This window comes from Sporosarcina siberiensis (assembly GCF_042681925.1).
GTDB lineage: Bacteria > Bacillota > Bacilli > Bacillales_A > Planococcaceae > Sporosarcina > Sporosarcina siberiensis.
The window spans coordinates 49,941-62,156 of sequence record NZ_JBHUGI010000008.1; the positions used below are offsets into that span (position 1 = coordinate 49,941).

The 12,216-nt window shown below is 39.2% G+C and carries 10 protein-coding genes and 1 other annotated feature; of the genes, 8 read left to right on the forward strand and 2 right to left on the reverse strand.

Annotated features, from left to right (window positions below):
• Nucleotide 1: 1 nt before the first annotated feature.
• The 4 genes from moaA to ACFSFY_RS05115 all read left to right on the forward strand — a co-directional run bounded on the left by moaA (nucleotide 2) and on the right by ACFSFY_RS05115 (nucleotide 5,172).
• Nucleotides 2-1,012: a GTP 3',8-cyclase MoaA gene (gene moaA, locus ACFSFY_RS05100; protein ID WP_381536098.1), complete on the forward strand. Its 1,011-nt coding sequence runs from the start codon at nucleotides 2-4 to the stop codon at nucleotides 1,010-1,012.
• Between the two features lie 132 nt (nucleotides 1,013-1,144).
• Nucleotides 1,145-2,794 (forward strand): M20/M25/M40 family metallo-hydrolase, encoded by a 1,650-nt coding sequence (locus ACFSFY_RS05105; protein WP_381536099.1) that lies wholly within the window; start codon nucleotides 1,145-1,147, stop codon nucleotides 2,792-2,794.
• A gap of 48 nt (nucleotides 2,795-2,842) precedes the next feature.
• On the forward strand, nucleotides 2,843-3,805 hold the full coding sequence (locus ACFSFY_RS05110; protein WP_381536100.1) for a 2-hydroxyacid dehydrogenase: 963 nt from the start codon (nucleotides 2,843-2,845) through the stop codon (nucleotides 3,803-3,805).
• 59 nt (nucleotides 3,806-3,864) lie between these two features.
• Nucleotides 3,865-5,172 carry a serine hydrolase domain-containing protein gene (locus tag ACFSFY_RS05115; RefSeq protein WP_381536101.1) on the forward strand — a complete coding sequence of 436 codons (1,308 nt, stop codon included), beginning with the start codon at nucleotides 3,865-3,867 and terminating at the stop codon, nucleotides 5,170-5,172.
• Between the two features lie 503 nt (nucleotides 5,173-5,675).
• Here the strand turns inward: ACFSFY_RS05115 and pssA are convergent.
• The gene (gene pssA, locus ACFSFY_RS05120; protein ID WP_381536102.1) at nucleotides 5,676-6,215 is read right to left on the reverse strand and encodes a CDP-diacylglycerol--serine O-phosphatidyltransferase; all 540 of its coding nucleotides are present in this window, start codon (nucleotides 6,213-6,215) and stop codon (nucleotides 5,676-5,678) included.
• An 85-nt stretch (nucleotides 6,216-6,300) separates the two neighbouring features.
• Between pssA and ACFSFY_RS05125 the strand changes: the two genes are divergently transcribed.
• Nucleotides 6,301-7,098, forward strand: a complete 798-nt coding sequence (locus ACFSFY_RS05125; RefSeq protein ID WP_381536103.1) for a phosphatidylserine decarboxylase — start codon at nucleotides 6,301-6,303, stop codon at nucleotides 7,096-7,098.
• Between the two features lie 57 nt (nucleotides 7,099-7,155).
• Here the strand turns inward: ACFSFY_RS05125 and ACFSFY_RS05130 are convergent, their stop codons facing one another.
• Complete coding sequence (locus ACFSFY_RS05130) at nucleotides 7,156-8,076, reverse strand: LCP family glycopolymer transferase (RefSeq protein ID WP_381536104.1); 921 nt, start codon at nucleotides 8,074-8,076, stop codon at nucleotides 7,156-7,158.
• A gap of 413 nt (nucleotides 8,077-8,489) precedes the next feature.
• Nucleotides 8,490-8,738: a binding site (T-box leader), on the forward strand.
• 83 nt (nucleotides 8,739-8,821) lie between these two features.
• On the opposite strand from ACFSFY_RS05130, the gene ilvB reads away from it, so the two are divergent.
• The 3 genes from ilvB (at nucleotide 8,822) to ilvC (ending at nucleotide 12,215) form a co-directional block, all read left to right on the forward strand.
• On the forward strand, nucleotides 8,822-10,588 hold the full coding sequence (gene ilvB / locus ACFSFY_RS05135) for an acetolactate synthase large subunit (protein WP_381536105.1): 1,767 nt from the start codon (nucleotides 8,822-8,824) through the stop codon (nucleotides 10,586-10,588).
• Entirely contained in the window at nucleotides 10,585-11,100 is a 516-nt protein-coding gene (gene ilvN, locus ACFSFY_RS05140) for an acetolactate synthase small subunit (protein WP_381536106.1), read from the forward strand. The genes ilvB and ilvN overlap by 4 nt, the downstream gene beginning before the upstream one ends.
• A gap of 122 nt (nucleotides 11,101-11,222) precedes the next feature.
• Entirely contained in the window at nucleotides 11,223-12,215 is a 993-nt protein-coding gene (gene ilvC, locus ACFSFY_RS05145; protein ID WP_381536107.1) for a ketol-acid reductoisomerase, read from the forward strand.
• Nucleotide 12,216: the final 1 nt, after the last annotated feature.

Genomic DNA, 12,216 nt, shown 5'->3' on the forward strand with positions numbered 1-12,216 from the left:
CATGCAAACGATTATAGATAAATTGGGCCGACCGATTCGAGACTTACGAATATCGGTAACGGACCGTTGTAATTTCAGATGCACATATTGTATGCCTAAAGAAGTTTTCGGTGATGATTATGCTTTTTTACCAAAGAGTGAACTTTTGTCATTTGAGGAAATCGAGCGTTTAGCAAAACTTTTTGCATCACTTGGTGTTAAGAAGTTGCGTCTAACAGGCGGAGAACCACTTATGAGAAGAGGACTTCCAGATCTAGTTAAGAAGTTAATTGTCATAGACGGCATTGAAGATATTGGCCTTACGACAAATGGGGTATTATTACGTCAGGCTGCGCAACCGTTGTACGATGCGGGACTTAGAAGACTCAATATGAGCTTGGACGCACTTGACCCAGAAATTTTTGGAGTATTAAATGGCCGTGGCATAAAGCCTGATTTTATACTTTCAAATATTGATTTTGCAAGAGAAATCGGCTTTGAAATTAAGGTGAATATGGTTGTGCAAAAGGGTGTTAATGAAAGCGAAATTCTACCAATGGCCGCTTATTTTAAAGAACGTGGAATTACGTTGCGTTTTATTGAATTTATGGATGTTGGAAACGATAATGGTTGGAGTTTCGACAAAGTTGTAACGAAAAAAGAAATCTACGAAATGCTGAGTGAAGTGTATGAGATGGAACCGTCTGATGAAGACTATTTTGGTGAAGTCGCAAAACGCTACCGTTATATGGATAGCGAATCTGAAGTAGGCTTCATCACATCCGTATCCGAATCCTTTTGTTCGTCCTGTACCCGCGCTCGTCTTTCGTCAGACGGGAAGTTTTATACATGTCTGTTTGCGTCTTCAGGCTTTGATTTGAGAGAACTGATTCGCAGTGGTCTTCCCGATGATGAGTTATTGGAAGCAATTCGAAATGTATGGGAAGGTCGAACAGATCGATATTCAGATGAACGTACGGAACAAACTGCAAAAAATCGAAAGAAAATTGGAATGAGCTATATTGGAGGATAAAACGTTACTTAGGTAGCGTTTTTTCTTTTCATTAAATTTCGATTTCGATAACTCTATGAAGTCTGAAAACGGGTTGGGTTTATGCTAAACTGAATGAGGATTCTTATACCAAATAGGTTAGGGGATATGTATATGTTACTCTGTCGTGAAGAAGTATTCGCCTTAACAAAAAAACTTGTACAGACGAATAGCGTTGTGAACTTGGGCGGTGAAATTGAAATGAGCCAAGTAGTTCATGATTGGATTAAAAAGCTACCTTATTTCAAGAAAAATCCTACTTTCGTCAGATACCAGCAAACCATTGATGACGATATTGAACGTTACAATGTCATTGCATTCGTCAAAGGAACGAAAGAACCGAGTGATAAAACAGTCCTCTTGATGGGACATATGGATACGGTAGGAATTGAGGATTTCAATCATTTGAAAACACATGCGTGCAATCCAGACGAGCTAATGAATGCACTGAAATTAGAACCGCTTCCAACAATTGTTACCGAGCATCTTGAATCTGGCGAATATCTCTTTGGACGAGGTACCCTGGATATGAAAAGTGGTGTCGCAAGTAATTTGTATTTGCTTAAATACTATTCAGAGCATCCCGAAAAGTTAAAAGGAAATCTTGTTGTCATCACTGAATGTGACGAAGAAGATGGATCCCGTGGCATATTATCTGCGCTTAAAGAGTTAATAACGCTCCGTGAGGAAAATGGTTTTGATTATATTGGTGCAGTGAATGCGGACTTTGTCACCCCGAGGTTTGATGGGGATGAAAACCGTTATATTTATAAAGGAACAGTAGGAAAACTATTGCCTTCGTTTTTTATCACCGGGGAAGAAGTTCATGTTGGAACTTGTTTTGATGGAATCGATCCGAACTTTATTGTGGCAGAACTAACGAAGCAAATCAGTTACAATCCAGATTTATGCAATGAAGCATATGGGGAAGTGACTGTGCCGCCAGTATCGTTGAAGCAGACGGATTTAAAACCTACATATACCGTTCAAACTGCATTGTCCGCTTTTGTTTATTATAATTTTTTTGTACATTCGTGGTCTCCGCAAGATGTTCTTGTAATGTTGAAAGAGCAGGCTGAAATTGCTTTCCAGAATGCATTGGATGAATTCAAACGTAAATATGAGCAATACAGTAAATTGAGCAACCAACCTGTTCGAGAAATTACGTGGAAGCCAAGGGTCTATATTTATGAGGAATTGGATGCCTTACTAACGGATGAGCATGGCGAAACGTATATCAACCATATGAAGAAGTTTAAGGAAGATCTCATGGCGGTAAAGGATCTCGATACACGAATGTTCGCAGCCCGCGTTGTTGAAGAAGCGTGTAAATGGATGAGTGATCAGCAACCTGTCATCATTTTATTTTATTCATCTTTGTATTCCCCGAGAATTGAAGTGACTGGGAAAGACGAGAATGAGCAGAACTTGTTAAATGCTCTTGATGAAGCAATTAAACAAGTACAGCCGGCATATGAGCATCCAATCGTTACAAAAAACTTTTTCCCGTACATTTCCGATGCAAGTTTTATGGCACTCAGTGATGACGAAGATGGAATTGATGCGGTTATGAACAATAACCCGGGATGGGGTACGAAACATTTTGTAAACTACGAGGATATACGGGCCATCAATGTACCTGTTATTAACATCGGTCCTTACGGGTATGACGGTCACAAACAATATGAACGAACAGAAATTAAATTCTCGCATGAAATCGTCCCAAATTTAACCCATGAAGTGATTCAGCGATTATTGAATTAGAAATAGGTCTATTTTGAATATATTCTTTTAAATTAAGGAGGTAGTTTAATGAAACCCGTCGTCTTTATCACGAGAAAGTTGCCTGACGAAGTCGTTGTGCCACTTCAAGAGAAATTCACTGTACGTATGTGGAAATCTGAAAGTGAATCCGTTCCACGCGATGTTTTATTAAAAGAAGTAGCGGATGCGGATGCACTTTGGTCTGTCATAGCCGATCAAATTGACAAAGAAGTGTTTGATGCTGCGAAAAAATTGAAAGTTGTTTCCAATTTGGCCGTCGGTTTTAATAATATCGATACTGAGGCGGCGCAGTCTAAAGGGGTAATTGTAACGAACACGCCTGGTGTACTGACAAATACGACAGCGGACTTAACATTTGCATTGCTTCTTGCTACAGCCCGTAAATTAATTGAAGCAGAAAGTGAGCTTCGAAAAGGGAACTGGAAGTCTTGGACGCCGATGGATTATACAGGGATGGATGTTGGCGGGGCGACAATCGGAATTATTGGTATGGGACGTATCGGGGAAGCTGTCGCGCGACGTGCAATGGGCTTTGACATGAAAGTACTTTACCATAACCGAAGTCGGAAATTGGAGGCTGAAAAAGCCTATGGTTTTGAATACAAGGAACTGGATGACTTATTAATACAATCGGATTTTGTGGTCATTCTTGCGCCTTTCACACCGGAAACAAAGGGTTTAATTGGGCAGCGCGAACTTGAATTAATGAAGGAAACTTCAGTACTGATTAACGTGGCGCGTGGGGGAATTGTCGACGAAGAAGCTTTATACTTTGCGCTTAAAAACAACCAAATCTGGGCAGCTGGATTGGATGTTTTTGAAGTAGAGCCTGTAGATCCCAATCATCCGCTGCTAACGCTACCCAATGTTACCGTATTGCCTCACATCGGTAGCGCGAGCATTGACACGCGTATTGGGATGATGAATTTAAATGCATATGCGATTATCGATGTTCTTGAAGGACGAGAACCGGAAAACCGATTAGTTTAATTCAGCTCTTTATATTTTGACGTGTTCCTAGAATTTGTAGAAAGTTAGGTGGATGCTACTTGAGTCGTTGGAATGAATTCGAAAAGTACGTTGAACAAATGATGATGGAAGAACAAATACCAGGTGTTGCGGTTACTGTTTCTGAAAATGGGAAAACAATTTATGAGCGAGGTTTTGGAAAGAGGAATTTAGCGACAAATGAACCAGTCACTCCTGAAACAATATTTGGAGTTGCATCGGTTACAAAATCATTTACAGCACTTGCAATTATGAAATTAGTCGAGGAAGGGCAGTTGCAAGTCGAAGATTCTGTGATCAAGCACCTCCCTAATTTCCGATTAATTGACTGTAACCATATGAAGGAAATAAAGATTCTACATCTTCTTTCCCATACAACAGGTCTTGCAACAACAGAAAGAAAAGAAGAATTAGCTGGTTTTGATGAACATCTGAAGTATATAAATGGGAAGGAATGGACTTTCCTAGGAAAACCGGGCGAATATTTTTGCTACAACAATGATATGTTTCTTTTACTTGGAGCAATTATTGAAAAAGTGACAGGTGAAAATTATCAGGAATACATAAAAACCTTCATTTTAAAACCTTTAGAGATGAATCGAACGACATATGATCTCAATGAATTACAGAACTTCGAAAACGTCACAACACCGTATGTGTTAGAAAATGAAAAACCCGTAGCTTGTTCGTGGCCAGAATTAGGTAATTATGCAGTAGGGGGCGGCATTCGCTCAAACGTGACGGATTTATTAAAATACGGACAGATTTATGTAGACGCACTAGAAGACCGAATCATCAAGAAAGAATATACCTCTGAAATGGCTAAACACGTGCACCAAGTATTCGGCAACAGCTTTTACGGATATGCGTTAAAATCGACTCCGAATTATATGGGCGTCACATTGGTAGAACACGGCGGAGGACAACCAGGTGTATCTTCCAATTTCGGTTTTGTTCCAGAAAAGGGTATCGTAGCGGTTGTCTTAACGAACTTAAGCGACGTAAATGCGGATGCAATTTGGCTCGCAGCAGTGAATACAGCGTTAAATATCCCGATTGATAATAAAAGAAGCATTGAACCGCACTATGAAATAACAGATACTGAACTACAACCTATGCTCGGAATTTATCGATCAGATGAAGGAGCAAAAATCCGAATCGTAGAGCAAGGCGCTTTAATGACGGCAATCGTTGCGGATAAAACATTCCAACTACGCGCAAGCGACAAACAGACATTGGTGATGCTCCCAATCGAAAAGCCAATCCGTTTTCATTTCGACGAAACGAACAATGCCTGGGCACTTTCAATAGGTCTTAGAATGCTGGTTAAATCCACGGATGAAAAGTAGTGGGAACTAGTTAGCTATAAAAAGGGTGTTTATCAAATAAAGTTGATTAAGAACTTTGGTGGACTTGCCCTGAAGAGAATCTTCCCTGTTTTATTTTCATATTGAATTTATTGTTTTTACACATTCTAGCTGATTGTAGTGCAGACGCAGTCTAAGTACGCGACGTCCTGTTGCAACGACTGCATAATCAACATCGTGTTGACCACGGCTCAAACACTTCAATGGGATTAAGGACGAATGAATTCCAATTCGTCCCGAAGACAGGCGAGACCCCACAGGAGCGTGGTTTTCGCGACGAGGAGGCTCGACGCACGCCCCATGGAACGCGTCCGGTCGGAACGGAAATCAGCGGGTAACAGAGCAGAATTCTTTTGTTCGATATATATCGCACAATCCAAAATGAAAAGGTGTCTACCACAATACAGGTAGACACCTTTTTAATAAGAGTGCGCTTTATGATGGTAAACGTGGTAAAATTTATAAAAAGTATATAATAACTGAAATCAAATCTTTTTCACTTTAAAAGTACCAATCATTAAAACGGATAAACCAAGTAAGATAAACATAAAGAAGACAGAAGGAATGTAAAACTTCATTAAGAAGAATAGAGCTAGAAGACAACCTGCTGCTGGAATCGGCAAGCCTTGAAAATTACCAGTGAACGTTGTGACGTTAAATCGTGCCAAACGAATAGCACCACATAAAATGTACATGACTGTAAGTAAAATGCCGGCAATAGAATATTGAAAAAGAATGCTTTGGTAAATAAGTAAAGCGGGTGCCACACCGAAAGAGATTAAATCAGCTAAAGAATCCAATTGCTTACCAAAATCTGAAGAGATGTTAAGGTTTCTTGCGACTTTTCCGTCATACATATCACAAATAGCGGCTAGAAATATTAAACCCGCGGCTAATGAGGCATGACCTTTCATTATTAGTATGAGTGCCATGGAGCCTGAACCTAGATTGAGCATCGTTAATATATTGGCAGATTGATTAAGAAGTAGTTTCTTTTTTGTATCCACACTTTTAGTGAAAGACAAATTTATCACTCCCGTCTTGTACCATGTCCATAGGAAATGGCTTTTTTTTTATTATACTACTAAATTATTTGTTAGGGGTGTTATTTTGAGGAAAATACTTTTTAAATCTTTGGTCGAATTAACAGGACACCCAATTTCATCAAATGTATTGAAGAAATTCACATCTTCTCGTTGGAGCAGGTCACTAAACAAGTCGTTTGTTAAGTTATATAAAGTAAATGTTGATGAGATGGAAAGTCCTCTTCAAGAATACACAAGCTTACAAGCGTTGTTTACAAGGACATTGAAAGCAGATGCCCGTAAAATAGATGACGGAGTAAATACGGTTGTTAGTCCGGTTGATGGGGTATTGTCTTCCTTCGGTAAAGTTTCTGAGAATGATACATTTGTTGTAAAGGGTCAAGAATACAGTATGGAACAAATATTTGATTGTAAAAACAAAGAGGATGAATTTAAAAATGGCTCCTATTTTCTGTTCTATTTATCACCAACGGATTATCACAGAATACATAGCCCGATAGATGGCATTGTTGAAGAACAATGGACTCGCGGAGGGAAGTCGTATCCAGTCAATAGTTTAGGTATGAAATACGGCAATAAACCATTATCAACAAATTACCGTCTTATCACATTGGTAAGAAATGAAAAAGTCAAAGCTGCCGTCATAAAAGTAGGTGCGCTGAATATCAATAGCATTCATCTCACCCACGAAACGAGTCAATTGAAAAAAGGCGGTGAAATGGCCTACTTTTCATTTGGTTCAACTGTTGTGTTATTTATAGACGAATGTGATTTTGAAATTGAAAAAACTCTTTCTTTTGAAATGGATATTAAATATGGACAAAAGATTGGAACGCTTGATTCTAAAGAACAAACGAGTTAGAAGTACGTCTTATTGCTAATTAAGTTCTGACTATGCAATTTGCAGTCAGGACTTTTTTTATAGTTCCAAGTGAGTTTTTAACTCATTTTGTGTTCGAACCAGTTCATCTTCGTTCATAATGTAATACCATATGTCGTTCATCATTTTTCCGTGACCTTCATTGATATAAATCTGATCGACACTATTTACTGAGTCACGGTAGTTGGCTTGTACATCTACCATTTCATCGAATGTCATATTCGTTCGAACATTATTGCCAATTGCGCTAAAGATACCTTTATAGTTCAATAAGCTATTAACGGAAGCTCCTTGTTTCAAAACTGCTTGAATGACTAACTTCTGACGATCTTGTCGGCCGAAATCTCCACGAGGGTCTTCGTAACGCATCCGAACAAAGGTGAGTGCCTCTTCGCCAGTCATTGAGAGTTGTCCTTTTGGAAAAGATTCTTCCCCAACTTTAAAATCGAGCATGTTGTTTACTGTAATACCACCAATGGCATCTACAATCTCCTTAAAGCTTTCCATATTTACTTGGACGACATAATCAATTGGGATATCAAGTAAGTATTCTACGCTTTTCATAGCCATCTCAATGCCGCCGAAAGCATAGGCATGATTGATTTTATCCCTAACTCCTTTACCTTCAATTTCTGTTAACGTATCACGTGGAATGCTGACCATTTTTGTTGATTTTAAAACAGGGTTCACGGCCAAAATGATGATCGTGTCGGAACGTCCACCATCATTATCGCGTTCATCTACACCAAGTAGAAGTACCGAAAAAGGATCGTATTCCTTAAAAACTACTGGTTTTTCTCGCATGTCTGATAGCTCACGTTCAATGGGTTCATGCATCATGTCCACTGTATCTGTTAAATTCATATACATCATTAATAGATAACCAATTCCACTGAATAGTAAAATCAAGAATCCACCCAAAATCCACAACAGCTTCTTTTTCCGAGTAACTTTACTCATGATTGATACCTCCGACTTATGAGTAATCGAAATTCAAATTCTTTTTATAGCATGCCCACAATTAAAACTCTTCATAACGTAAATGCATATATTTTTATAGATTATGAAAAGCGATGTTGTAATTCTATGCAGCTGTGACAAGCTCTATTCTTTTGGTGGTTCAAGTCTTCAATCATCACTAAATTCAAAGTAAACAATCTCTTTTAAAATTATTTAGACTATTAACATTTTCGTGACTATTGATTTAACAGTATTGAAAGCGGATACAGTAGATTTCAACATTCATAATTGCTAAACGATTTGGATTAAAGTGTTGACTCTTCTTCGTTTCCGGGATATGATAGCAACAATCCAAACAAGTTAGTGATTCCTTTCACAAACTAATAATTTAAATTAATTAACAATTTAATATAATTAAAACAATGATGAGGCAAAAGTAAATAGAATTTTGTATTAACAGAGAGCCGGTCGTGCTGGAAGCCGGCAATACAACTATTTGCGACATCACCTCGGAGTGGACTACTGAAAAGGCAACTGATTATGTAGTCCCGGGCGTAAAAGAATTTGCGCTCGTTATAACCGAATAGACTTTGTCTATTCACGAGGTAGCAATATTGCTGCGAACAAGGGTGGTACCATGAACTTGCTTTTTCATCCCTATGTAAAGATTTATTTCTTTGCGTGGGATGAAAAAGCTTTTTTTATTGAAAAGAAATCATATAAAACAAGAAGGAGGAGTTAGTTGATGAATGCAAATGTTCAGGAAGACCAAGTTGTATTGGAAGAGCCTATGAATTCTAGTGAAGAACAAACACAATCTACACAAATGAAAGATGGGTCTGCTGTACTCATTCAAGCTTTAAAGGACCAAGGCGTTGAAGTTATTTTCGGCTATCCGGGAGGTGCGGTTTTACCAATTTATGACGCACTATACCAGAATCCAATTCCACATATACTTGCTCGTCACGAACAAGGTGCAATTCATGCCGCTGAAGGTTATGCGCGTGTTTCCGGGAAGACTGGAGTAGTTATAGCCACATCTGGTCCAGGAGCGACGAACTTGGTCACAGGCATTACAGACGCGATGATGGACTCCTTACCACTCGTTGTATTCACAGGTCAAGTTGCGAAAGCGGTTATCGGAACGGATGCTTTCCAAGAAGCAGACATAATTGGAATTACCCAACCGATTACAAAACATAATTATCAAGTGAATGATTTAAAAGATTTACCTAGAATCATTAAAGAAGCATTCCACATTGCTTCAACTGGACGTCGAGGTCCTGTAGTTGTTGATATTCCAAAAAATATTGCAACGGAATTATTCGTCCCGACCCCTAATGAAGAAATAGAAGTGAACTTACCCGGATATCAACCAACAACAACGCCGAATTACTTGCAAATACAAAAGGCGTGTAAGGCAATTGGAGAAGCGAAAAAACCGTTAATCCTAGCAGGTGCGGGTATCCTCCATGCTCAAGGTATGGACGAATTAAAAGAGTTTGTAGAACGACATCAAATTCCTGTAACGAATACGTTGCTCGGTTTAGGAAGTATAGCCGGTCATCACGAATTGTTTTTAGGAATGGCGGGTATGCACGGAACGTACGCATCGAATATGGCGATTTATGAGTGTGATGTACTTGTAAACATCGGCGCACGTTTTGATGATCGTCTTACAGGAAACTTAGATTTGTTTGCACCAAATGCAAAAGTTATTCATATCGATATCGATCCTGCTGAAATTGGGAAAAACGTTCCAACAGCAATCCCGATTGTAGCGGACGCAAAAGAAGCGCTTCAAGCATTATTGAAACAAAAATTTGAATCACCAGATACGTCAGAGTGGGTTTCATATTTACAGAAAGCTACTAAAGACTATCCATTATGGTACGACACGGAAGATAAAGAGCGATTACTACCACAACAAGCAATTGAGATGATTCATCGTATAACAGAAGGTGATGCAATTGTTACAACAGATGTTGGTCAACATCAAATGTGGGCGGCGCAATACTATTCGTTCAACAACCCGGATCATTGGGTGACTTCAGGTGGACTTGGAACGATGGGGTTCGGTTTCCCGGCAGCGATTGGTGCACAGCTTGCTAAACCAAATGCACGAGTTGTTTCCATTGTTGGAGACGCGGGTTTCCAAATGACTTTACAAGAATTATCTCTTCTACAGGAATTACGCATACCTGTAAAAGTCGTTATTTTGAATAACGAAAGTCTTGGAATGGTACGTCAGTGGCAAGAAACGTTCTACGAGAAAAGGTATTCGCAATCTCTAATTTCTGTGCAACCAGATTTTGTGAAGTTGGCAGAAGCTTATGGCATAAAGGGATACAAAATAGAAACACCAGATCAAGCCGAAGCAATTTTTACAGAAGCCTTGCTTTCGGATGAACCAGTGCTTATCGATTGTCGCGTTGACCAAAAAGAGAACGTCTATCCGATGGTTGTTCCAGGCACAGGGTTACATGAAATGATTGGAGTGAGCCGTAAATGAAAAGAGTAATCACCGTAACGGTAATTAACCAAAGTGGTGTTTTGAACCGAGTGACCGGCTTGCTCATGAAAAGACAGTTCAATATTGAAAGCATTACGGTCGGACACACAGATCAACCAGGTATGTCGAAAATGACGTTTATTGTAAACGTCGAGGACGAGAGAAAAGTTGAGCAACTTACGAAACAACTTCAAAAACAAATCGATGTTATAAAAGTTAACGACATTACAGATATGGCAATTGTCATGCGAGAACTCGCCTTAGTAAAAGTCGTTTCACCACCTCACATAAGAGCTGAAATGAACAGTATTATTGAGCCCTTTAGAGCAACGGTCATTGATACGGGTAAAAATGTTATTACGTATCAAGTAACTGGAAATCCAGACAAGATTGAAGCGTTTATTGATTTACTAAGACCGTATGGCATTAAAGATTTATCAAGAACGGGTGCGACAGCATTTGTTCGTGAGACACAGAAAGTTAATTCACCGCAGCTTTCCATTTTGAAATAGAGTTTCAATGTGCTCCGATATTGATTGAAGTTGAAGGAGAATACATTCAACAGTATTGTGTATCGGGGCCTTAAATATAAAATAGAAAAAACTAAAAACCCAACTATTAGGAGGAAATGACAATGGCTAAAATGTATTATAACAACGATATTAACGAAGGCGTACTTAAAGAAAAGAAAATCGCGGTAATCGGATACGGTTCACAAGGTCATGCACACGCACGCAACTTGAAAGATTCAGGATTCGATGTTGTTGTTGGTGTACGCGAAGGTAAATCATTTGACCAAGCAAAAGAAGACGGTATGACTGTAGCATCTGTTAAAGAAGCTTCAGAACAAGCGGACGTAATTATGATTTTGCTTCCGGATGAAAGACAAAAGAAAATCTACAATGAAGAAATTTTACCAGGCCTAGCAGCTGGGAAATCACTCGTATTTGCACACGGCTTTAACGTACACTTCGATGAAATTAAACCACCTGCAGATGTGGATGTATTTTTAGTAGCACCAAAAGGTCCGGGACATTTAGTTCGTAGAACATTTGAAGCGGGTGCAGGAGTGCCAGCATTGTTCGCAGTCTACCAAGATGTATCAGGAAATGCACAAGATGTTGCACTTGCATACGCAAAAGGAATTGGATCAGCACGTGCTGGCGTACTTGAAACTTCATTTAAAGAAGAAACTGAAACAGACCTTTTTGGTGAACAAGCGGTTCTTTGTGGTGGAACAACTGCACTTGTAAAAGCAGGTTTTGAAATTCTTGTAGAAGCTGGATATCAGCCAGAGCTTGCATACTTTGAAACATTGCATGAACTTAAATTGATTGTTGACCTTATGTATGAAGGCGGTCTTTCGGGAATGCGTTATTCAATCTCGGATACGGCGCAGTGGGGAGACTATGTTGCAGGAGATCGTATCATCGATGCAGGAACAAAAGATCGCATGAGAGAGCTTCTGTCTGAAATTCAATCTGGAGAATTTGCTAGAGGATGGATTCAAGAGAATGAAGACAACCGTCCACAATTCGATGCTATAACTGAAAAAGAAGAAGCACACCAAATTGAAACTGTAGGTAAGAAACTTCGTGATATGATGCCGTTTGTCAATCAACGCTAAA